We start from the raw sequence: 21,720 nt of genomic DNA, 5'->3' as shown, positions 1-21,720 counted from the left end.
GACAACTGGTCAGTCACTGAGCAGTTGTCCGGCGGGCCTGGCTAGCCTCGCTCGGCGGTGCTTGCCCACGATCTCTCCACAGAGTTATCCACAGAGTGCGGGGATAACTTCGCGGCTTCCCGAAGCGGCATACCGGGGTGTAGGCTGGAGGCCAGACCTCGCGAGGAATGCCGTTATGCCGCGCAGCCTCTGTCTCACCCGTCAGTGCCTGGGCCTGACCACCCGTATCGAATGCCTGATCCGCCCGCTGGCAGGCGAGCGCGGCCTGTGGACGCTGCTCTGCGCCGCCGGCATGTCCGGTGCGCAACCTTCGGCGATCAAGGCGCAAGGCCCATTCCACGGGCCTTTCGTGGCCGAGGATGTGCTCGATTCGATTGCCCAGTGCCTGGCTGTGCAGGGCTATCAGCCCTGCGCTGAAGCCCCGATCTGGCGTCTGCACCTGCAGGCCGAACTGCGCCGCCTGAATGGCGAGCGCAGCCATCACCAGGGCAATTATCTGTTCCGTCCGGAAAGCTGAGACACGGCGTTGGGTGCTTTTTGCCCAATCCTGCCGGCGCACCGCATGGGCAGGCCTGCAGCCACCTTTCCCGCCGCTACCCACAAGGTTATCCACAGCGGGCGGGGATAACTCCTGCAATGCTTTGTCGGCTTGTCCCGGACGGCTGGCTGGGTATACTCGCGGCCAGTTTTTTATCCGACGGGGAACCCATGGAACGCTTTATCGAGAACGCGATGTACGCCTCGCGCTGGCTGCTGGCACCCATCTATTTCGGCCTGTCGCTGGGCCTGCTGGCACTGGCGCTGAAGTTCTTCCAGGAGATCTTCCACATTCTGCCGAACATCTTCGCCCTCGCCGAGGCAGAGCTGATCCTGGTGCTGCTGTCGCTGATCGACATGGCCCTGGTGGGCGGCCTGCTGGTGATGGTGATGATCTCCGGCTACGAGAACTTCGTCTCCCAGCTGGATATCGACGAGGGCAAGGAGAAGCTCAGCTGGCTGGGCAAGATGGACTCCGGCTCGCTGAAAATGAAGGTGGCCGCCTCCATCGTGGCGATTTCCTCGATCCACCTGCTGCGCGTGTTCATGGATGCCAAGAACATCGATACCGAATACCTGAAGTGGTACGTGATCATCCACATGGCCTTCGTCGTATCGGCGTTCGCCATGGGCTACCTGGACAAGCTGACCAAGCACGACCACTGATCGCCCGCCGCTGTTCCCGACCGCCCGTGCGCAGCAATGCGGACGGGCGGTTGTGTTTTGGCCTTGCCGTGGCAGGGGCGCCGGCCCACATTGACAGAGCGAGGGGGCTGGAGGTGTGCGATGTCTCTGCATGATCTGTTGGTGCGGGCGCGGGCCGGGCAGGTTGAGGCGATCGAGCTGATCAGCCTGGAAGGCGGGCTCTACCTGCTGGAAGCCCATGTCGGCGGGCTGCGTTTGCCGCTGCGAGACGAGCAGGGCGAGCCGCTGCATCCGCGCTCGCTCGAGCACGCCCGTGAGCTGCTGCACGGGCTGCCGTTCCGTCTGGCGGGTGCCGATCCGCACGACGAAATGTGCGGCTTGCCCAGCCTGCACTGAGGGCGCCTGCGGGGTGGCTGTGATAGGCTGCCGGCCTTTTCAGCCCCTGCGGAGCCCGCTCATGTCCGAAATCAACCTGTCCACCGTTCTGTCCACCGACGAGGGCCGCGTCAGCTATGGCATCGGCCGTCAGCTGGGCGACCAACTGCGTGACAACCCGCCGCCCGGCGTGAGCCTGGATGCAGTGGTTGCCGGTCTGCGCGATGCCTTCGCCAACCTGCCCAGCCAGGTTTCCCCGGAAGCGTTGAATGCCAGCTTCCGCGTGATCCGCGAGATCATGCAGGCCGAAGCCGCTGCCAAGGCCGAAGCGGCTGCCGGTGCCGGTCGCGAGTACCTGGTCGAGAACGCCAAGCGCGAAGGCGTGACCGTGCTGGAGTCCGGTCTGCAGTACGAAGTGCTGGTGGCTGGCGAGGGCGCCAAGCCGTCCCGCGAAGACCATGTGCGCACCCATTACCACGGCACCCTGATCGACGGCACTGTGTTCGACAGCTCCTACGAGCGCGGCCAGCCGGCGGAATTCCCGGTAGGCGGCGTGATCGCCGGCTGGATCGAAGCCCTGCAGCTGATGAACACTGGTAGCAAGTGGCGCCTGCACGTACCGAGCGAGCTGGCCTACGGCGGTCAGGGCGTCGGCAGCATCCCGCCGCACAGCGTGCTGGTGTTCGACGTCGAGCTGCTCGAGATCCTCTGAGGCCTGGCGTAGAAAAGACGATGCCCGGCCGATCGTCCTGATCGCCCGGGCATCAGCGGGGGCGCCTTTGCTCCCGCGCATGCCGGCCTCGCGGAGGCGGTATGCTTCCCGGCCCTGTCCTGGGCCGGGTTTTGCCCTGCCGGAGTCGACCGCCATTGGCCGTCTCCGCCATGCCTTGCCTTCAGTGCGGGCTATCGTGCGGCCTGAGGGCGCGCGCATAGCAGAACAGGAACAGGCTGCGTACCAGCTCCTTGAGCACCACCGGTTCGCTGGAGTTCAGGCCGTTGAGGTCGAGGTCGCCCTGCTCGCGCAGTTCACTGATGGCCTCTTCTTCGAGGATCGCGCAGACCGCACCGGTTTCGCGGTTGAGGATGCGCAGGTAGGGATGCGGGCGATCCAGCCAGGCATCGATCAGATAGGTCATGGTTCATCTCCTTGTCTCACAACATGAGATGAGAATAATTCCTATTCAAATAATGGCAAGTGTCAATCATGCCTTCCGTCGGGCAATAAAAAGCCCGTCACAGGGACGGGCTTCGATAACCGGCTGCCGACCTCAGTGGGTGCGGGCCACGGCGAAGCGGCACAGCTCGATCAGGGCGTTGCGGTAGGCGTTGTCCGGCAGGGCGTCGAGGCAGGCGATGGCCTGGTCGGCGTGCTCGCGGGCCAGCTGGGCGGTGTAGGCCAGGGCGCCTGAGGCTTCGACCGCGCTGCGGATGCTTTCCAGGTCGTCGAGGCCGCCTTTCTGGATCGCGCTGCGTACCAGGGCTGCCTGTTCGGCGGTACCTTCACGCATGGTGTAGATCAGCGGCAGGGTCGGCTTGCCTTCGGCCAGGTCGTCGCCGACGTTCTTGCCCAGAGTGGCGGCGTCGCCCTGGTAGTCGAGCAGGTCGTCGACCAGCTGAAAGGCAATGCCGAGGTGGTCGCCAAAGCGTGCCAGGGCCTCGCTCTGCGCTGTGCTGGCGCCGGCCAGGGCGGCCGCACTGTGGGTCGAGGCCTCGAACAGCATGGCGGTCTTGCCGCGGATGACCTCCATGTAGGTCTCTTCCGTGGTGCTGGCGTCGCGTACCTTGGACAGCTGCAGCACTTCGCCTTCGGCGATCACCCGGGTGGCGCGGGAGAGGATCTTCATCACCGGCATGCAGCCGAGCTCGACCATCATTTCGAACGAGCGCGAATAGAGGAAGTCGCCGACCAGCACGCTCGGGGCGTTGCCCCACTGGGCGTTGGCGGTGGCGCGGCCCCGGCGCATGCCGGACATGTCGACCACGTCGTCGTGCAGCAGGGTGGCGGTGTGCAGGAACTCGATGGTGGCTGCCAGCAGGCGCAGGTCATCGGCCTGGTAGCCCAGAGCCTTGCCGCTGAGCAGTACCAGCAGCGGGCGCAGGCGCTTGCCGCCGGCCGAGATGATGTAGTCGCCGATCTTCTCCACCAGAGGCACTCGGGAGACCAGCTGGCGGCGGATGATGCCGTCGACGGCGGCGAAATCGTCCGCCACCACGCTGTAGAAGGCCTGGGGTTGCATCGTTGACGGGAGCTCCTGGGGTTGTGCGGGTCTGCCGCGCAGAGCGCAGGCATCGGCACAGAGCGTGCCGGGCGGGGTATTTCGGGTTGCGCGGCATGCTAGGGGGCGGGGTAGGGGCTGTCAAGGCGAGTGCTGGCGGGGCTTGCCTCGCTTTCCCGGTTTCCGTACAATCGCGGCCCCTAACTTCTTTGGGCACTCCCTGCCTTACGCAATTGCAAGGGTTCGTTGTGATCCCATGCAGCCATGCCGGCCAATAACTCTTCCTATAAAGAGTCGGGTGAGCAGGTTTAACGGAGAGATATCCATGTACGCTGTAATTGTTACCGGTGGCAAGCAATACAAAGTCGCCGAAGGTGAATTCCTCAAGGTCGAGAAGCTGGAAGTCGCCACTGGCGAATCCGTGACTTTCGATCGCGTTCTGCTGATCGGCAATGGCGACGACGTTCAGATCGGCGCTCCGGTTGTTGCTGGCGCCAAAGTTGTCGCTGAAGTGGTCTCCCAGGGCCGTCACGACAAAGTGACCATCATCAAGTTCCGCCGTCGTAAGCACCACATGAAGCGTCAGGGCCACCGTCAGTGGTTCACCGAAATCAAGATCACTGGCATTCAGGCCTGATCCCTTTTAGGAGGATTTGACTCATGGCACACAAAAAAGCTGGCGGTAGTACTCGTAACGGCCGCGACTCAGAAAGTAAACGCCTTGGCGTGAAGATGTATGGCAGCCAGGCTATCAAAGCCGGCAACATCATCGTGCGTCAGCGCGGCACCCAGTTCCACGCCGGCTACGGCGTTGGCATGGGCAAAGATCACACCCTGTTCGCTAAAGTCGACGGCGTGGTCAAGTTTGAAGTGAAGGGTGCCTTCGGTCGCCGTTACGTGAGCGTCGTGACTGCCTAAGTCCGTGCTTGCTGAAAAAGCCCTGTCTCGCGACGGGGCTTTTTTGTTTCTGTATATCCTGTATCCCGTGTTCCATTAGCCCGTCGCCGAGACGGGAGGCGTACCCATGAAATTCGTCGATGAAGTTTCGATTTTTGTAAAAGCCGGCGACGGCGGTAACGGCATGATGAGCTTTCGCCGTGAGAAGTTCATCGAGAAGGGTGGCCCCAACGGTGGCGATGGCGGTGATGGCGGCTCCATTTTCATGGAGGCTGATCCGAACCTGAATACCCTGGTCGACTATCGCTACACGCGTCGCTTCAATGCGCGCAATGGCGAGAAGGGTGGCAGCACCGAGTGTACCGGTGCCAAGGGTGAGGATCTGATCCTGCCGGTGCCGGTCGGCACCACGGTGATCGATGCTGGTACCCAGGAAATCATTGGCGACCTGACCAAGCCGGGTCAGCGCCTGATGGTGGCGCAGGGTGGCTGGCACGGGCTGGGCAATACCCGCTTCAAGTCCAGTACCAACCGTGCGCCGCGCCAGACCACGCCGGGCAAGCCGGGTGAGTCGCGCGACCTCAAGCTGGAGCTCAAGGTGCTGGCGGATGTCGGCCTGCTGGGGCTGCCGAACGCCGGCAAGAGCACCTTTATCCGCTCGGTCTCGGCGGCCAAGCCGAAAGTGGCGGATTACCCGTTCACCACCCTGGTGCCGAATCTGGGTGTGGTCAGTGTCGGGCGCTACAAGAGTTTCGTGGTCGCCGACATTCCGGGTCTGATCGAGGGTGCTTCCGAGGGCGCAGGCCTGGGCATTCGCTTCCTCAAGCACCTGGCGCGTACCCGTCTGCTCCTGCACCTGGTGGACATGGCGCCGCTGGATCAGAGCGATCCGGCCGAGGCGGCGGAAGTGATCATTCGCGAGCTGGAAAAATTCAGCCCGGCGCTGGCTGATCGTGATCGCTGGTTGGTGCTGAACAAGGCTGATCAGTTGCTCGATGACGAGCGCGAGGAGCGCATGCGTGCGGTGGTCGAGCGGCTCGACTGGCAAGGGCCGGTGCATGTGATTTCCGCACTGGAAAGCGAAGGCACCGAGGCGCTGAGCCAGGCGATCATGCGTTATCTCGATGAGCGCGAAGTGCGCAAGGTCGAGGAGCCGGCCTATGCCGCCGAGCTGGCCGAGCTGGATCAGCGCATCGAGGACGAGGCGCGTGCCCGTCTGCAGGCGCTGGACGACAAGCGTGCCCTGCGTCGTGCTGGTCTGAAGAGCGTCGACGATGTCGGTGACGATGACTGGGATGATGATTTCGAAGATGACGAGGATGGTCCGGAGATCATCTACGTGCGTGATTGAGGTATCGTACAGCGCCGCTTGATAGCGGCGTTGTGCTGACTGGCCAGTAGGATTTGACGACATGCGGGACAAGGTGACCGGCGCCCAGCGCTGGGTGGTGAAGATCGGTAGTGCGCTGCTGACGGCCGATGGCCGGGGGCTGGATCGCAATGCCATGGCGGTGTGGGTCGAGCAGATGGTGGCGCTGCGCGAGGCGGGCGTCGAGCTGGTGCTGGTGTCGTCCGGTGCGGTGGCGGCGGGCATGAGTCGTCTGGGCTGGGCATCGCGCCCGAGTGCCATCCATGAGTTGCAGGCGGCTGCGGCGGTCGGGCAGATGGGCCTGGTGCAGGCCTGGGAGTCCAGCTTTGGCGAGCACGGCAAGCACACCGCGCAGGTGCTGCTGACCCATGATGACCTGTCCGATCGCAAGCGTTACCTGAATGCGCGCAGTACGCTGCGTACCCTGGTTGAGCTCGGCACCATTCCGGTGATCAACGAGAACGACACGGTGGTCACCGACGAAATCCGCTTCGGCGACAACGACACCCTGGCGGCGCTGGTGGCCAACCTGGTCGAGGCCGACCTGCTGGTGATCCTCACCGACCGCGACGGCATGTTCGATGCCGATCCGCGGCACAACCCCGATGCCCAGCTGATTTTTGAAGCGCGCGCCGACGATCCGTCGCTGGATGCGGTGGCGGGTGGTACCGGTGGTGCGTTGGGGCGCGGCGGCATGCAGACCAAGCTGCGTGCGGCGCGTCTGGCGGCGCGCTCCGGGGCTTATACGGTCATTGTTGGTGGGCGCATCGAGCGGGTGCTCGATCGGCTCAAGGCAGGCGAGCGTCTGGGTACCCTGCTGGCGCCCGAGCGCGGTCTGCTGGCGGCGCGCAAGCAGTGGCTGGCCGGTCATCTGCAGACCCGCGGCACCCTGGTGCTAGATGCGGGGGCGGTGAAGGCGCTGCTGGAAGATCGCAAGAGCCTGCTGCCGGTCGGGGTCAAGGAAGTGCAGGGCAGCTTCCGGCGTGGCGAGATGGTGGTCTGCGTGGCGCCGGATGGGCGCGAAATTGCTCGCGGTCTGGCCAACTACAGTGCGCTGGAGGCGCAGAAGATCGTCGGCCAGCCTTCGGATGCCATCGAGCGACTGCTGGGCTATGTCGACGAGCCCGAGTTGGTGCACCGGGATAATCTGATTCTGGTCTGAGGAGAGTGCCAATGCGCATGGCGAAGGGATTGCTGGGCGGTTTGCTGATGCTGCCGTTGCTGGCGGCGGCCGATGAGATCGGCGAGGTATCCACGGTGTTCAAGTGGCTGGGGCCGAACGACAAGATCGTGGTCGAGGCCTTCGATGATCCGCAAGTGGAGGGCGTGACCTGCTACCTGTCGCGCGCCAAGACGGGTGGGGTCAAGGGTGGCCTGGGCTTGGCGGAAGATCGTGCCGAGGCCTCCATTGCCTGTCGTCAGGTGGGCCCGATTCGCTTCAGTGGCAAGCTCAAGGATGGCGAAGAGGTGTTCAAGGAGCGTACTTCGCTGGTGTTCAAGACCATGCAGGTGGTGCGTTTCTTCGATGAGAAGCGCAATACCCTGGTCTATCTGGTGTACAGCGACCGCATCATCGAGGGCAGTCCGCAGAATGCGGTGACCGCCATTCCGATCCTGCCCTGGGCTGGGCAGTAAGGAAAAAGCCGGAGCATGCTCCGGCTTTTTTGTGTCTGGAAAAAATGCAGGCAATAAAAAACCGGCCGAAGCCGGTTTTTCACGAGCGGTACATCTTAGGCGGCGGTAGCCAGAGCCTTGATGTGACCGTTCAGGCGGCTCTTGTGACGAGCGGCTTTGTTCTTGTGGATGATGCCTTTATCGGCCATACGGTCGATTACCGGCACAGCCAGAACGTAAGCGGTTTGCGCTTTTTCCAGGTCTTTGGCGTCGATAGCCTTGACTACGTTCTTGATGTAAGTACGAACCATGGAGCGCAGGCTGGCGTTATGGCTACGACGCTTCTCAGCCTGTTTGGCGCGTTTTTTGGCAGAAGGTGTATTGGCCACCGTCAAGCTCCTCGAAAAAAATCTGGGGGATAGCAACAAATAAGGCCGCGAATCATGCCGAGGCAGGCGGCGTATGTCAAGCCTGATGAAGTTTGTCGGCGCTGGTCTGACCAGCGGCGGCTCGCTACACTCGACGCCTTTGCGCAGGCGGCGGATTGTCCGCGATTGCGCCTGCTTGCGGAAGTCGAATTATTCCATGAATCTGCTCAAGTCGCTGGCCGCCGTCAGCTCCCTGACCATGCTGTCACGTGTTCTGGGCTTCGTGCGCGACACCATCATTGCGCGCGCCTTTGGCGCCGGCGTGGCCTCGGATGCCTTCGTGGTGGCCTTCAAGCTGCCCAACCTGCTGCGGCGGATCTTTGCCGAGGGGGCCTTCTCCCAGGCCTTCGTGCCGATCCTGGCGGAGTACAAGACCCAGCAGGGTGAGGAGGCGACCCGCACCTTTCTGGCCTATGTCGCCGGCCTGCTGAGCCTGGTGCTGGCGCTGGTCACGCTGCTCGGCATCTGCGCCGCGCCCTGGATCGTCTGGATCAGCGCGCCGGGCTTCGCCGACGAGCCGGAGCGCTTCGCCCTGACCACCGATCTGCTGCGGGTGACCTTCCCCTACATCCTGCTGATTTCCCTGTCGTCGCTGGTCGGCGCGGTGCTCAACACCTGGAACCGCTTCTCGGTTCCGGCCTTCGTGCCGACCCTGCTGAATGTCAGCATGATCGTCTTCGCCGTCTGGCTGGCGCCTTATTTCGACCCGCCGATCATGGCCCTGGGCTGGGCGGTGCTGGTCGGCGGCCTGGCGCAGTTCCTCTGGCAGCTACCGGCGCTGAAGAAGATCGGCATGCTGGTGCTGCCGCGCCTGAGTCTGCGCGACACCGGCGTGTGGCGGGTGCTCAAGCAGATGGGGCCGGCGATCTTCGGTGTGTCGGTGAGCCAGGTCTCGCTGATCATCAACACCATCTTCGCTTCCTTTCTGGTCGCCGGTTCGGTGTCCTGGATGTATTACGCCGATCGCCTGATGGAGCTGCCTTCCGGCGTGCTCGGCGTGGCGCTGGGTACCATCCTGTTGCCGGCGCTGGCCAAGACCTACGCCAGTGCCAATCGCGAGGAGTATTCCCGCCTGCTCGACTGGGGGCTGCGCCTGTGTCTGCTGCTGGCACTGCCCTGCACCCTGGCGCTGGCGATCATCGCCGAGCCGCTGGTGGTCTCGCTGTTCCAGTACGGCAAGTTCACTGCCTTCGACTCGCAGATGGCCGAGCGGGCCCTGGTCGCCTATTCGGTTGGCCTGCTGCCGTTGATTCTGGTGAAGATCCTGGCGCCTGGTTTTTATGCCCAGCAGGACATCAGGACGCCGGTGCGCATCGGTATCCTCAGTCTGCTGGCGACCCAGGCGATGAATGCCCTGTTCGTCTTCGGCATCGAGCTGCAGCATGCCGGTCTGGCCCTGTCCATCAGCCTGGCCGCCTGCCTCAACGCCGGCCTGCTGTTCTGGCAATTGCGCCGCCGGCGCATGTACCTGCCGCTGCCGGGCTGGCCACTGTTCCTCGGCAAATTGCTGCTGGCGGTGCTGGTGATGGTGGCGGCGTTACTGGTGACCATGCATTTCATGCCGGCCTGGGGGGCGGGCGATATGCTCGCGCGTCTGCTGCGTCTGGCGCTGCTGGTGGCGGTCGGGGTGGTTGCCTATTTCGGCGTATTGCTGCTGCTGGGCTTCCGTTTGCGCGATTTCGCCCGGCGCGCGGTGTCCTGATGGGCGTACGCGGGTGGACGTGCTGCCTGTTGTCCGCTGCCCTGTGTGCGTATAATCGACCACTTTGTAAGCAAGAAGCGCGCTATGCAGCTGGTTCGAGGCCTCCACAATCTGCTACCCCTGACCCAGGGATGCGTTGCCACCATCGGCAACTTCGATGGCGTGCACCGTGGGCACCAGGCCATTCTGGCGCGTCTGCGCGAGCGGGCGATCGAGCTGGGCGTGCCCAGTTGCGTGGTGATTTTCGAGCCGCAACCGCGTGAGTACTTCGGTCCGGATACCGCGCCGGCGCGCCTGACTCGTCTGCGCGAGAAGCTCGAGCTACTGGCCGAGCAGGGCGTTGATCGGGTGCTGTGCCTGGCCTTCAACCGGCGTTTGCGCGAGTTGTCGGCGGCCGAGTTCGTTCGCCAGGTGCTGGTCGAGGGGCTTCACGTCAAGCACCTTGAAGTCGGCGACGACTTCCGCTTCGGTTGTGATCGTTCCGGTGATTTCGCTTTTCTGGTTCAGGCCGGCGTCGAGCAGGATTTCAGCGTAGAGGCGGCGTTGACCGTCGAGCTGGACGGCGAGCGCATCAGCAGTACCCGCGTGCGCCAGGCCCTGCAGGCTGGCGAGCTGGAACTGGCCGAGCGCCTGTTGGGGCGTCCGTTTGCCCTGGCAGGGCGCGTGTTACATGGGCAGAAGCTGGCGCGTCAGCTCGGCTCGCCGACCGCCAATGTGCAGCTCAAGCGTCGCCAGCCGCCGTTGCGCGGGGTGTTTCTGGTTAGCGCGCTGATCGATGGTCAGCGTCACCACGGGGTGGCCAATATTGGCTTGCGGCCAACGGTCGCCGGCGATGGCCTGCCCCATTTGGAAGTGCATCTGTTGGAGTTTGCCGGGGATATCTACGGCCGGCGCCTGACGGTGGTGTTCCACCACAAGCTGCGCGATGAGCAGCGCTTCGCCTCCCTGGAGGCGCTGAAGACCGCCATAACGGCGGATGTTGCCGCCGCCCGCGCTTACTGGCTGGGCCAGTCGCTGGATTGACCGCGTTCGTATTGACCACCGCTCGTATTGATTAAGTCCAAGAGCCTGAGATGACCGACTACAAAGCCACGCTGAACCTCCCGGATACTGCCTTCCCGATGAAAGCCGGCCTGCCCCAGCGCGAGCCGGAAACCCTGGCGCGCTGGAACAGCATTGGCCTGTACCAGAAGCTGCGGCAGATTGGCGAAACCCGGCCGAAGTTCGTTCTGCACGATGGCCCGCCCTACGCCAACGGCAGCATCCATATTGGTCACGCGGTCAACAAGATCCTCAAGGACATGATCACCCGCTCCAAGACCCTGGCCGGCTTCGACGCGCCTTACGTGCCAGGCTGGGACTGCCATGGCCTACCGATCGAGCACAAGGTCGAGACCACTTTCGGCAAGAACCAGCCGTCCGACCTGACCCGCGAGCGCTGCCGCACCTATGCCGGCGAGCAGATCGAAGGGCAGAAGGCCGACTTCATCCGCCTCGGTGTACTGGGCGAGTGGGACAACCCGTACAAGACCATGGCCTTCGCCAACGAGGCCGGCGAGATCCGTGCCCTGGCCGAGATGGTCAAGCAGGGCTTCGTGTTCAAGGGCCTGAAGCCGGTCAACTGGTGCTTCGATTGCGGCTCGGCCCTGGCCGAGGCGGAAGTCGAGTACCAGGACAAGAAGTCCGATGCCATCGACGTGGCCTTCGCCGTCGAGGACGCCGCCAAGCTGGCCGCGGCCTTCAGCCTGAGCGCGCTGAGCAAGCCGGCCAGCATCGTGATCTGGACCACCACGCCCTGGACCATCCCGGCCAACCAGGCGCTCAACGTCCATCCGGAATTCACCTACGCCCTGGTCGACGTCGGCGACAAGTTGCTGCTGCTGGCCGAAGAGCTGGTCGAGAGCTGCCTGGCGCGCTATGGCCTGCAGGGCGAAGTGCTTGCCACCGCGCAAGGCGCGGCGCTGGAGAACATCCGTTTCCGCCATCCGTTCTACGAGCGTCTGTCGCCGGTGTACCTGGCCGAGTACGTCGAGCTGGGCGCCGGTACCGGCATCGTCCACTCGGCACCGGCCTACGGCGAGGACGACTTCCGCTCGTGCAAGCAGTACGGCATGCATAACGACGACATCCTCAGCCCGGTGCAGAGCAATGGTGTGTACGTTGCCGACCTGCCGTTCTTCGGCGGCCAGTTCATCTGGAAGGCCAACCCGGCCATCGTCGAGAAGCTGCGTGAAGTCGGTGCGTTGCTCAAGCATGAAGCCATCCAGCACAGCTACATGCACTGCTGGCGGCACAAGACGCCGCTGATCTACCGCGCCACCGCGCAGTGGTTCGTCGGCATGGACAAGACGCCTGCGCAGGGCGCCACCCTGCGTGAGCGCGCCCTGAGCGCCATCGAACAGACCGAGTTCGTCCCGGCCTGGGGCCAGGCGCGTCTGCACAGCATGATCGCCGGGCGTCCGGACTGGTGCATCTCGCGCCAGCGCAACTGGGGCGTGCCGATTCCGTTCTTCCTCGACAAGGCCAGCGGCGAGCTGCACCCGCGCACCGTCGAGTTGATGGAAGAGGTGGCCAAGCGCGTCGAGGAACAAGGCATCGAGGCCTGGTTCAAGCTGGACGCCGCCGAGCTGCTCGGTGCCGAGGCCGCGCAGTACGACAAGATCAGCGACACCCTGGACGTCTGGTTCGACTCCGGTACCACCCACTGGCACGTGCTGCGCGGTTCGCACCCGCTGGGTCACGCCGTCGGCCCGCGCGCCGACCTCTACCTGGAAGGCTCCGACCAGCACCGCGGCTGGTTCCACTCCTCCCTGCTGACCGGCTGCGCGATCGACGGCCACGCGCCGTACAAGGCGCTGCTGACCCACGGTTTTGTGGTCGACGAAAACGGCCGCAAGATGTCCAAGTCCCTCGGCAACGTGGTGGCTCCGCAGGAGGTCAACGACAGCCTGGGCGCCGACATCATGCGTCTGTGGGTCGCCTCCACCGATTACTCGGGCGAGATGGCCGTGTCCAAGGTCATCCTGCAGCGCAGTGCCGATGCCTACCGGCGTATCCGCAACACCACGCGCTTCCTGCTTTCCAACCTCAACGGCTTCGATCCGGCCAAGGATCTGCTGCCGGTCGAGCAGATGCTCGACCTCGACCGCTGGGCGCTGGATGCCACCGCACGTCTGCAGGCCGAAGTCATCGAGGCCTACGGCGAGTACCGCTTCTGGAACGTCTACTCCAAGGTGCACAACTTCTGCGTGCAGGAGCTGGGCGGCTTCTACCTGGACATCATCAAGGATCGCCAGTACACCACCGCCGCCGACAGCGTGGCGCGCCGCTCCTGCCAGAGCGCGCTGTTCCATATCGCCGAGGCCCTGGTGCGCTGGATCGCACCGATCCTGGCCTTCACCGCCGACGAGATCTGGCAGTTCCTGCCGGGCGAGCGTAACGAGTCGGTGATGCTCAACACCTGGTACGAAGGTCTGCAGCGCCTGCCGGAAGGCTTCGAGCTGGATCGCGCCTACTGGGATCAGGTCATGGCGGTGAAGACTGCGGTGAACAAGGAACTGGAGAACCTGCGTGCGGCCAAGGCCATCGGCGGCAGCCTGCAGGCCGAGGTCACCCTGTTCGGCGATGAGTCGCTGCAGGCGGCCCTGAGCAAGCTGGGCGACGAGCTGCGCTTCGCTCTGATCACCTCCACCGCCGAAGTCGCGCCGCTGGCTGCGGCTCCGGCCGATGCGGTGGTTACCGAAGTGGCTGGCCTGAAGCTGAAGATCCTCAAGTCGGCCCATGCCAAGTGCGGGCGCTGCTGGCACTTCCGCGCCGATGTCGGCAGCAATGCCGCCCATCCGGAGCTGTGCGAGCGCTGCGTGAGCAACATCGAGGGTGCAGGCGAGGTGCGCAAGCATGCCTGATGCCTCGCGTTTCGGCCGGCTGGTCTGGCTGTGGCTGGCCCTGGCGGTATTCCTGCTCGACCAGGGCAGCAAGCAGGTGGTGCTGCAGGTGCTGGAGTACGGCCAGCGCGTCGTGGTAATCGACGGTTACTTCGACTGGGTGCACGTGTACAACCGCGGCGCGGCGTTCAGCTTCCTGGCTGGTGAGTCCGGCTGGCAGCGCTGGCTGTTCGCCGCCATCGCCATGGGTGTCAGTGCCGTGCTGGTGGTGTGGCTGAAGCGCCTCAAGCGCGACGAGACCTGGCTGGCCATCGCCCTGGCGCTGGTGCTGGGCGGCGCGCTGGGCAATCTGTACGACCGCATGGTGCTCGGCCACGTGGTCGACTTCATTCTGCTGCACTGGCAGGATCAGTACCGTTTCCCCGCCTTCAACCTGGCCGACAGCGGCATTACCCTCGGCGCCGTGATGCTGGCGCTGGACATGTTCAAGAGCAAGAAGTCCGGAGCACCCGCCCATGACTGAGCAACGTATCGGGCCGGACAAGGAAGTCACCCTGCATTTCGCCCTCAAGCTGGCCAACGGCGACGTGGTCGACAGCACTTTCGACAAGCAGCCGGCCACCTTCAAGGTCGGCGACGGCAACCTGCTGCCGGGCTTCGAGGTGGCGCTCTACGGCTTCAAGGCCGGTGACAAGCGCAGCCTGCAGATCGAGCCGGAGAACGCCTTCGGCCAGCCCAACCCGCAGAACGTGCAGGTGATGCCGCGCGCCCAGTTCGCCGACATGGAGCTGTCCGAGGGGCTGCTGGTGATCTTCAATGATGCCGCCAATGCCGAGTTGCCGGGGGTGGTCAAGGCGTTCGATGATGCCCAGGTGACCATCGACTTCAATCATCCCCTGGCCGGCAAGACCCTGAGTTTCGATGTGGAAATCATCGAGGTTCGTCCGGCCTGATCCCTTGCGGGGAGAGGCGTACACTCTCCCCATCGCTTTCATCGCGTGCCGAGATTCCCCGTATGCAAATCAAACTCGCCAATCCCCGCGGCTTCTGTGCCGGCGTCGATCGCGCCATCGAGATCGTCAACCGTGCTCTGGAAGTGTTCGGTGCGCCGATCTACGTGCGTCACGAAGTGGTGCACAACAAGTTCGTGGTCGAGGATCTGCGTGCCCGCGGCGCGGTATTCGTCGAAGAGCTGGATCAGGTTCCGGATGACACCATCGTCATCTTCAGCGCCCACGGCGTGTCCCAGGCCGTGCGCCAGGAAGCCGAGCGCCGTGGCCTGAAGATCTTCGATGCGACCTGCCCGCTGGTGACCAAGGTGCACATGGAGGTGGCGCGCTACAGTCGTGACGGCCGCGAGTGCATTCTTATCGGCCACGAGGGTCATCCGGAGGTCGAAGGCACCATGGGCCAGTATGATGACCGCAACGGCGGTGCCATCTACCTGGTCGAGGACGAGGCGGATGTCGCCGCGCTGCAGGTGCGCAATCCAGAGTCCCTGGCCTTCGTCACCCAGACCACCCTGTCGATGGATGACACCAGCAAGGTCATCGACGCCCTGCGCAGCAAGTTCCCCAGCATCGGCGGGCCGCGCAAGGACGACATTTGCTACGCCACCCAGAATCGCCAGGATGCGGTCAAGCAACTGGCCGACGAGTGCGACGTGGTGCTGGTGGTCGGCAGCCCCAACAGCTCCAACTCCAACCGCCTGCGCGAACTGGCCGAGCGTATCGGTACTCCCGCTTATCTGATCGATGGGGCGGAGGATCTCAAGCAGGAGTGGTTTGCCGGCGTGCAACGCGTTGGCATCACCGCCGGCGCATCGGCCCCGGAAGTGCTGGTGCGCGGCGTGGTCGACTGCCTGAAAGAGTGGGGTGCAAGCGAGGCGCAGGAGCTCGATGGGCGCCCGGAGAATGTGACCTTCTCGATGCCGAAAGAGCTGCGGGTCAAGGCCCTGTAGCTGCCCGGCAGGGGCTCGTACTTTCGCTCGAGCGGATGCGCACCCGGCCAGTTTTGGCCATGACCAGCTGGTAGCGAGTGTTAGGCGCTTCCGGTGAGCAGAGGGTCAGGGTACCTGCCTGAAACCCGCCACTGCTGAGCTGTGGCTCACCAAACATATTGAAGTGCACATAGCTGGCAATCGGTTGGTTGCCGGCAATCATCAATGTGTCGCTGGGCTCCCTGCTCAGCAGTACGCGCTCCCCGTCATCCTGCAGCGCATTGCGGTTGGGATCTTCGAAGACTGTCCAGCCGGCTCCCCAGTTATCCTGTCGGGCTAGCATGGTCACGCCTGTCTGATGGAGTGCCGCATATGTTCTCGCGTACTTCAGGCTGTTGATGAAACTGCTCAGTCCATTGCTCACCCGCTGGCGGGCAACAATGGCGTTGGTTGCGGGGAGGATCAGGAAAGTGAGAATTGCTGCAATGGCAAGAGCTATCACTAGCTCCAGCAAGGTGAATCCTTGGCTACGCATGCTTAATCCGTCCGTGGATTAGGTGGGCGAACTGACTATAGGTGAGGCTGCGAGGCGGGCAAGGTGAATTGCCCAGGCTGCGCAATGCAGCACATTGCCAGTATTCGTTGAGCCTTCTAATTCGACCGTATGTCCCGTATGAACTGTTGCCCTCCGGGTGAGTGGATATAGTCCGACTCAGCAAAAGGAGAGCGTAATGCGGCGACATCTACACGGTTTCACCCTCATCGAGCTGCTGATCACGCTGGTCGTCGTGGGGGTTCTGGCTGCCCTGGCTCTGCCTGCCTTTGACGGCGCCTTTGAGCGCTCGCGAGCCAGCACCGAGGCGAACGATCTGGCACAGGCCCTCAATTATGGGCGGCTTGAGGCGATCAACCGCAGCCAGCCGGTCGAAGTGGTTCCGACCGATGCCGATGCCGGATGGAGTGCAGGGATTACGGTTAGGCAGAGCGCCGACGATTCGGTACTGCGGACTATTCCGGCCATGTCTTCAGGCGCGGCGGTGGCCGAGGAAAATGATGCCACGACCATCGAGTTCAATAGTTTCGGGGGCTTGAACAGTCCGGCCCAGGCTGTGGCCTTCACCTATAGCCTGGGCGATCAGAGCAAGGTGGTGGCTGTTTGTCTGACTGGGCGCATTCAGGTCGGGGCGGAGTGCAATTGATGAGAAAGACACAGCTGGGCGTAACCCTGATAGAGGTGATGATCGCTGTCTTCATCAGCGCCATTGGCGTTCTTGGGGCAGCAGCACTGCAGCTCAATGCACTGAAGTACACCAATAGCGCCGTTTATACCTCGCAGGCCAGTTTCATCGCCTACGACATCCTTGACCGGATCCGCGCCAATGCCGATCCAGACAATCTGGATGACTATGAACTGGACAGTACGGACACACCTTCCGGTGCCACGGGGCTGCAGGGTACCGACCTGACCGATTTCGCCGCCAATGTGCACACTCTGCCAAGCGGTGAGGGCAGTATCGGTGTGGTGGGCAGTTCGGTCACGGTGACCATCAGTTGGTCGGAAGGCAAGGCGGGCACCAGTGCAGATGACACCGGTACTTTCACAGTTACTACCGATGTGGCCAACGAGTGATGCGGACTATGGATCGTAAACAACAAGGTTTCGGCCTGATCGAAGTCATGGTCGCGATGGTGCTCGGGCTGCTGGTGGTGCTGGGGATTACCCAGATATTTGTCAGTTCCAAGCAGACTTATGTGGCGCAGGACGCCTCCGCACGATTGCAGGAGGATGCTCGTTATGTGCTGACGCGCATGACCCAGGAATTGCGCATGGCCGGTATGTTTGGCTGCTTGTCGCTAAGCTCCGGCTCGGTCAGCAATGTGCCAACGGCATTCGATGATCCGATTGTCTGGGATGACGGCACGCTCAGCATCATCACGGCAAACGCTGTGACCGGTTCGGATAGCGCAACCGATGCCGATTGGACGCTGACTACTGATTGCCGTAGCACCGGCACGGTACAGGCGGGCAATCATGCTCCGGTGGCCGGGCAGATGGCCTTCCCGATTCGCCAAGTCGAATACCAGTACGACGAGGACGCTCAGACACTGTCCGTACAGAACGGCGGCGCAGGTGGTTTTCAGACGCTGATCAGCGGAGTCACGGCGTTCAACGTGTCTTTTGGTGTGGCGGCGGATTCCGACAGTACTTATGCCTCAGGCAGTTATGAACTGGCGCCGGCTGATCCTGCACTTATTCGCAGTGTGCGCATCAGCATGACCCTGGCTGATCCTGATGGTAAGGCGGGTAACCAGACTTATTCGGTGGTTGCCGCGCTGCGCAACCGGCTTCTGTGAGGGGGATGGCCGTCATGAAAAAGCAGAACGGTATGGCGCTGTTTGTCAGTCTGATCTTCCTCTTGCTGCTCACCATTATCGGTGTGGCGTCCATGCAGAATGCCGGAGTCCAGGAAAAAATGGCCGGCAATGTGAAGCTGAAGAATGAAACTTTTCAGCTGGCTGAGCGGGCATTGCGCGAGGGTGAAAACTACATAGCCGATGTCAGTCATGCGACTGCGCTGGCAGCATGTGCTACTTGCACAGGTAACAACTGCCGCGTACCCGATATCACCGGCGAGATATCTGCAACCAGCGGAACTTGTGCGGCATGGAAAAGTGCTGCCACGGGAAACACCTTTTATCAATTGCAGAAACTGGGTACCTCCAGTGCTGCGATAAACCTGCCGAGCAGTTCTAGCGTGGTGCTTTATCGGGTGACCGCCGTGTCATACCAAGGGAATGCCAGAACTGCACTGGAAAGCATCTATGCGCACAGTAACTGAGTGCTTCGCGAGGGCTGTGGAAATGTCGTCATCCAATAAAAATACCGGGCGCCCGGCCTCCAAGGTTCTGTCGTTGCTGGCGGGCTTTCTGGTAGCGGGATATGTTTCATCGCCCGTGTATGCGTTTACTCCCTTCCAGGCGCCGTTGCTGAGTACGGCCGCAGTTACACCAAACGTCATGCTGCTGCTGGATAACTCGGGCAGTATGAATACCGTTATCTTCCACAGCGGTTATAACCCGAAGATTGATTATCCAACGGCGATGTACTGTAAGTCGGGTACCTCGTGCGATGTGACCAATGTGGATCACTGGACGGATACCGCCAGTATCTCCGGTCATAGCAGGGTGGCTCAGGGCGGCTGCAGTGCCGGGTATTACAAACTGGGTGCCAAGAACAAGTTCACCGTCCGGAAAAATACGGTCTACTACCCAGGTAGTGCTGCGCAGACCGTCTGCATTCCGTTCCCGACCGTGGTTCAGACAAACTCGACGGGTTCCACGGCAGATGAGGCGGATTTGCCGAAGAACTACCTTGAGTATCTGGTTCAGGGCCTCCTGGCCGGGACTATTACAGCCTCTGATATTCCCACGGGACACCGTATGGGGGTTGCCAAGACAGTTGCCAAGCAGATCATCTCCGACAATATCTCGGGTGTGCGCTTTGGTTTGGCGTCTTTCCGCCCGGGTAACACTGCTTCAGGCTCTACCGGCGAAACCTATGAACAGCAGGGCGGTATTGTTGTTTCGGGGCTGGGAGCGGTAAAGACGACTCTGGATAGCAACGTCAACTCCCTGTATGGCACGACCTACACCCCCTTGTCCGAAGCCTACTATGATGTGGTGCGTTATTACCGTGGGCTCGCCAGCTCCTACAATACAGCGCCCACGACGCTGACGGATCAGGTTCAGTATCGCTGCCAGAAGAACTTCGGCATTGTGGTCACGGACGGCGCGCCGACCTATGACTCCAAGTTCTTCAATACCTCGACTGATCCGGATCGGGATAACAGTTCGGTGGCGGGAACGAACAACCTGCCGGATTGGGATGGCCTGAGCCCAAGTCCGCCGACTGCTTATTCGGATGGTGATACATCGCTGGGGCTTGGGAGCGAGGGCTCCACCTATTATCTCGATGACATTGCCAAGTTTGCCTATGACATCGACATCCGGCCGACGGCAAGTACGCTGGATCTGGCTGGGAAGAGCTTCGAGACCGTTGCCTTCAATCAGCAGAACATCAAGACCTATACCGTCGGTTTTGCCCAAGATAACCAGATGCTGAAAGATGCCGCGCAATATGGGCACGGCAAGTATTACACGGCCTCGGATAGCGCCGGGCTGACGTCGGCGCTGAGCCAGGCATTGAATGAAATTAGTGCGCAAGCAGGTTCCGGTGGTGCGGGCGCATCCAGCTCCTCGAGCCTGACCACCTCCACGCGTTACTACAAGACCCTCTACGATCCGGCGGACTGGCGCGGTACCATCGAGGCCTATGCCTTGAGCGCAACCACGGGCCGTTTGGTGTCGCGCGTTTGGACCACGGATAACACCATTACTCCGTCCAGCAACGGGGCTTCCTACCAGACCTACAACACCGCCACCAATAACGTGGTGGCGCTGAGCTACACCAACGTTTCGCCTGCACAGCAAACCGTCCTGAGCACCAGTCTGCCGACCGGGGTTACTGGTACGCAGCTGGTCGAATGGTCCAAGGGTACTGCCGTGACGGGCTTGCGCAGTCGTACGGTGCTGCTGGGGGACGTCATCAACTCGACGCTGGAGCGGCTGTCGTCAACGGAGCGTCTGGCCAGCAGTATCACTGGCGACACGTCCTATGACAGCTATGTATCGGCCAAGGCATCGATGACGGACAGCTTGCTGGTAAACAGCAACGACGGTTTCTTTCATGTGATCAATGCCGGCACCGGCGGTCATCGCTACGCCTATATGCCGTCCAGCGTGTTCTCTTCGCTGCATACCGTGGCGGCGACCGACTATGCCACCAGTGGCGGCCACAAGTTCATGGTGGATGGTGGTATCACCGTGGCAGATGCCCAGCTGGGATCCAACTGGGCCACGGTGGCGGTTTCGGGCATGGGCGGTGGTGGCAAGAGCATGTTCGCCGTCAAGCTGTTCTCGGCAGGTAACAACGCGATCAGTGGGCTCTGGGAGATAACTGCCCCAGCCACTTCGACGCCGACCAATAGTTGGAACGACCTGGGCTACACCTATTCCAAGCCTCTGGTGGCGCGGAATGCCAGTAATGAGTGGGTCGCTATCTTTGGCAATGGCTATGGCAGCCATCTGGGCAAGGCCTCGCTGTATGTGGTCAACCTGAGCACTGGCGCGCTGATCCAGGAGATCGTGGTGGATGCCAACGCCAGCGGTACGGCTCCCAATGGGCTGTCTGCGCCGCAGATGGTGGTGAATGCCCAGTACCAGGTGCAGAAAGTGTATGCCGGCGACCTGCGTGGAAACCTCTGGGAGTTCGATCTGTCCGGTGCTACCGGCTCCGTGGCGAACTCGGGAACTCCGCTCTTTGAGGCCGGGGTCGATCATCCGATCACTGCTCGCCCCCTGGTGGTGGAGCATCCGAATGGCGGTCACCTGGTGCTGTTCGGCACCGGCAAGCTGATGGAGGCTGCTGACAAACTCAGTACCACGCTGCAGACCTTCTATGGCATCTGGGACAAGAACGCGACCAGCGGCACGGTGGCAAGCAGCTCCCTGGTGGCTCAGTCCTTCACCTCGTCTTCGGTTATCACGGCGAACGGTGAAAGTCAGACCTACTACAACACTAGCGAGAACTCTGTCGACTGGGATACCAAGCGCGGTTGGTACCTGCCGCTTAGTCTGAACAACGTGCTGCAGGGCGAGCGGGTCATCTATCCGGCGCAGACCACCATGGGGCGGGTCATCTTCGTAACGGCCAAGGTGGATGCCAACGATCCTTGCGAAAGTACCGGTAGCGGCAAGCTGGTCGAACTGGATGCGATCTCCGGCAAGATGCTGTCCTATCCGGTGCTCGATACCAATGGCGATGGTGTGGTCGATACCAACGATACCCGTGTCTCTGGTCTGGGCATTGACGATGGTCTGCCGGGGCAGCCGGTGATCATCGATGCTGGCGACCAGAAGGACACCCAGGGCAAGTACATCCTGAAGTCGACGGGGGCTGTTACCGTGGTGGATGAGTGCGGTGAGGTGAATAACGGACAGTGCGGTGCTATAACCCAATCCCGCCGAATCATGTGGCGTCAATTGCAGTAAGGA

At 62.3% G+C, this 21,720-nt stretch carries 24 protein-coding genes; 20 read left to right on the top strand and 4 right to left on the bottom strand.

The annotated features are described in order from the left end of the window. Positions 1 to 175: 175 nt before the first annotated feature. The 4 genes from A9179_RS18805 (at position 176) to A9179_RS18790 (ending at position 2,269) form a co-directional block, all read left to right on the top strand. Positions 176 to 517: a PA4575 family protein gene (locus tag A9179_RS18805; protein ID WP_187807732.1), complete on the top strand. Its 342-nt coding sequence runs from the start codon at positions 176 to 178 to the stop codon at positions 515 to 517. A 191-nt stretch (positions 518 to 708) separates the two neighbouring features. After that, positions 709 to 1,203 (top strand): TIGR00645 family protein, encoded by a 495-nt coding sequence (locus A9179_RS18800; RefSeq protein WP_187807731.1) that lies wholly within the window; start codon positions 709 to 711, stop codon positions 1,201 to 1,203. 120 nt (positions 1,204 to 1,323) lie between these two features. Further along, complete coding sequence (locus tag A9179_RS18795; RefSeq protein WP_187807730.1) at positions 1,324 to 1,578, top strand: DUF6482 family protein; 255 nt, start codon at positions 1,324 to 1,326, stop codon at positions 1,576 to 1,578. 61 nt (positions 1,579 to 1,639) lie between these two features. Next, on the top strand, positions 1,640 to 2,269 hold the full coding sequence (locus A9179_RS18790) for an FKBP-type peptidyl-prolyl cis-trans isomerase (RefSeq protein WP_187807729.1): 630 nt from the start codon (positions 1,640 to 1,642) through the stop codon (positions 2,267 to 2,269). Positions 2,270 to 2,450: 181 nt separating this feature from the next. Here the strand turns inward: A9179_RS18790 and A9179_RS18785 are convergent, their stop codons facing one another. Both A9179_RS18785 and A9179_RS18780 read right to left on the bottom strand, forming a co-directional pair. Next, entirely contained in the window at positions 2,451 to 2,693 is a 243-nt protein-coding gene (locus A9179_RS18785; RefSeq protein WP_187807728.1) for a PA4570 family protein, read from the bottom strand. 132 nt (positions 2,694 to 2,825) lie between these two features. Further along, positions 2,826 to 3,794 (bottom strand): polyprenyl synthetase family protein, encoded by a 969-nt coding sequence (locus A9179_RS18780; protein ID WP_187807727.1) that lies wholly within the window; start codon positions 3,792 to 3,794, stop codon positions 2,826 to 2,828. A 304-nt stretch (positions 3,795 to 4,098) separates the two neighbouring features. Between A9179_RS18780 and rplU the strand changes: the two genes are divergently transcribed. From rplU to A9179_RS18755, 5 genes are all read left to right on the top strand, one after another. After that, a complete protein-coding gene (rplU, locus tag A9179_RS18775) occupies positions 4,099 to 4,410 on the top strand; it encodes a 50S ribosomal protein L21 (protein ID WP_187807726.1) in 312 nt (103 codons plus the stop codon). A 23-nt stretch (positions 4,411 to 4,433) separates the two neighbouring features. Then, the gene (gene rpmA / locus A9179_RS18770) at positions 4,434 to 4,691 is read left to right on the top strand and encodes a 50S ribosomal protein L27 (protein WP_021702937.1); all 258 of its coding nucleotides are present in this window, start codon (positions 4,434 to 4,436) and stop codon (positions 4,689 to 4,691) included. Positions 4,692 to 4,797: 106 nt separating this feature from the next. Beyond that, positions 4,798 to 6,021, top strand: a complete 1,224-nt coding sequence (cgtA, locus tag A9179_RS18765) for an Obg family GTPase CgtA (RefSeq protein WP_187807725.1) — start codon at positions 4,798 to 4,800, stop codon at positions 6,019 to 6,021. A 61-nt stretch (positions 6,022 to 6,082) separates the two neighbouring features. After that, positions 6,083 to 7,201 carry a glutamate 5-kinase gene (proB, locus tag A9179_RS18760; protein WP_187807724.1) on the top strand — a complete coding sequence of 373 codons (1,119 nt, stop codon included), beginning with the start codon at positions 6,083 to 6,085 and terminating at the stop codon, positions 7,199 to 7,201. Positions 7,202 to 7,212: 11 nt separating this feature from the next. Beyond that, positions 7,213 to 7,674: a CreA family protein gene (locus tag A9179_RS18755; RefSeq protein ID WP_187807723.1), complete on the top strand. Its 462-nt coding sequence runs from the start codon at positions 7,213 to 7,215 to the stop codon at positions 7,672 to 7,674. 95 nt (positions 7,675 to 7,769) lie between these two features. On the opposite strand, the gene rpsT is transcribed toward A9179_RS18755, so the two are convergent. Next, the gene (gene rpsT / locus A9179_RS18750; RefSeq protein WP_160078424.1) at positions 7,770 to 8,042 is read right to left on the bottom strand and encodes a 30S ribosomal protein S20; all 273 of its coding nucleotides are present in this window, start codon (positions 8,040 to 8,042) and stop codon (positions 7,770 to 7,772) included. A gap of 196 nt (positions 8,043 to 8,238) precedes the next feature. Between rpsT and murJ the strand changes: the two genes are divergently transcribed. The 6 genes from murJ to ispH all read left to right on the top strand — a co-directional run bounded on the left by murJ (position 8,239) and on the right by ispH (position 15,627). Beyond that, complete coding sequence (gene murJ / locus A9179_RS18745; RefSeq protein WP_187807722.1) at positions 8,239 to 9,783, top strand: murein biosynthesis integral membrane protein MurJ; 1,545 nt, start codon at positions 8,239 to 8,241, stop codon at positions 9,781 to 9,783. An 84-nt stretch (positions 9,784 to 9,867) separates the two neighbouring features. Then, entirely contained in the window at positions 9,868 to 10,806 is a 939-nt protein-coding gene (ribF, locus tag A9179_RS18740; protein WP_187807721.1) for a bifunctional riboflavin kinase/FAD synthetase, read from the top strand. A gap of 50 nt (positions 10,807 to 10,856) precedes the next feature. Next, entirely contained in the window at positions 10,857 to 13,688 is a 2,832-nt protein-coding gene (ileS, locus tag A9179_RS18735) for an isoleucine--tRNA ligase (protein ID WP_187807720.1), read from the top strand. Beyond that, a complete protein-coding gene (lspA, locus tag A9179_RS18730) occupies positions 13,681 to 14,190 on the top strand; it encodes a signal peptidase II (RefSeq protein WP_187807719.1) in 510 nt (169 codons plus the stop codon). The genes ileS and lspA overlap by 8 nt, the downstream gene beginning before the upstream one ends. Continuing rightward, positions 14,183 to 14,620 (top strand): FKBP-type peptidyl-prolyl cis-trans isomerase, encoded by a 438-nt coding sequence (gene fkpB, locus A9179_RS18725; RefSeq protein WP_187807718.1) that lies wholly within the window; start codon positions 14,183 to 14,185, stop codon positions 14,618 to 14,620. Before lspA ends, fkpB begins: the two co-directional genes overlap by 8 nt. A 62-nt stretch (positions 14,621 to 14,682) precedes the next feature. Then, the gene (gene ispH / locus A9179_RS18720; RefSeq protein WP_187807717.1) at positions 14,683 to 15,627 is read left to right on the top strand and encodes a 4-hydroxy-3-methylbut-2-enyl diphosphate reductase; all 945 of its coding nucleotides are present in this window, start codon (positions 14,683 to 14,685) and stop codon (positions 15,625 to 15,627) included. On the opposite strand, the gene A9179_RS18715 is transcribed toward ispH, so the two are convergent. After that, positions 15,614 to 16,141 carry a GspH/FimT family pseudopilin gene (locus A9179_RS18715; protein ID WP_187807716.1) on the bottom strand — a complete coding sequence of 176 codons (528 nt, stop codon included), beginning with the start codon at positions 16,139 to 16,141 and terminating at the stop codon, positions 15,614 to 15,616. The genes ispH and A9179_RS18715 overlap by 14 nt on opposite strands. Positions 16,142 to 16,337: 196 nt before the next feature. Here A9179_RS18715 and A9179_RS18710 point away from each other — a divergent pair, with 196 nt between their 5' ends. From A9179_RS18710 to A9179_RS18690, 5 genes are read left to right on the top strand one after another with little or no spacing between them, the layout of a single operon-like run. After that, on the top strand, positions 16,338 to 16,805 hold the full coding sequence (locus tag A9179_RS18710; RefSeq protein WP_187807715.1) for a GspH/FimT family pseudopilin: 468 nt from the start codon (positions 16,338 to 16,340) through the stop codon (positions 16,803 to 16,805). After that, positions 16,805 to 17,236 carry a type IV pilus modification protein PilV gene (pilV, locus tag A9179_RS18705; RefSeq protein ID WP_187807714.1) on the top strand — a complete coding sequence of 144 codons (432 nt, stop codon included), beginning with the start codon at positions 16,805 to 16,807 and terminating at the stop codon, positions 17,234 to 17,236. Before A9179_RS18710 ends, pilV begins: the two co-directional genes overlap by 1 nt. An 8-nt stretch (positions 17,237 to 17,244) precedes the next feature. Beyond that, positions 17,245 to 17,961: a prepilin-type N-terminal cleavage/methylation domain-containing protein gene (locus A9179_RS18700; RefSeq protein WP_187807713.1), complete on the top strand. Its 717-nt coding sequence runs from the start codon at positions 17,245 to 17,247 to the stop codon at positions 17,959 to 17,961. Positions 17,962 to 17,975: 14 nt separating this feature from the next. After that, positions 17,976 to 18,446, top strand: coding sequence for a pilus assembly PilX family protein (locus tag A9179_RS18695; protein WP_262410620.1), 471 nt, complete (start codon positions 17,976 to 17,978; stop codon positions 18,444 to 18,446). A gap of 22 nt (positions 18,447 to 18,468) precedes the next feature. Next, a complete protein-coding gene (locus A9179_RS18690) occupies positions 18,469 to 21,717 on the top strand; it encodes a pilus assembly protein (protein ID WP_187807712.1) in 3,249 nt (1,082 codons plus the stop codon). Positions 21,718 to 21,720: the final 3 nt, after the last annotated feature.

Origin of the sequence: Pseudomonas alcaligenes (genome assembly GCF_014490745.1) — a bacterium.
Classification (GTDB): domain Bacteria; phylum Pseudomonadota; class Gammaproteobacteria; order Pseudomonadales; family Pseudomonadaceae; genus Aquipseudomonas; species Aquipseudomonas alcaligenes_C.
The sequence above is the reverse complement of the archived record's forward strand: the minus strand, read 5'-3'. Positions and strand labels throughout refer to the sequence as shown.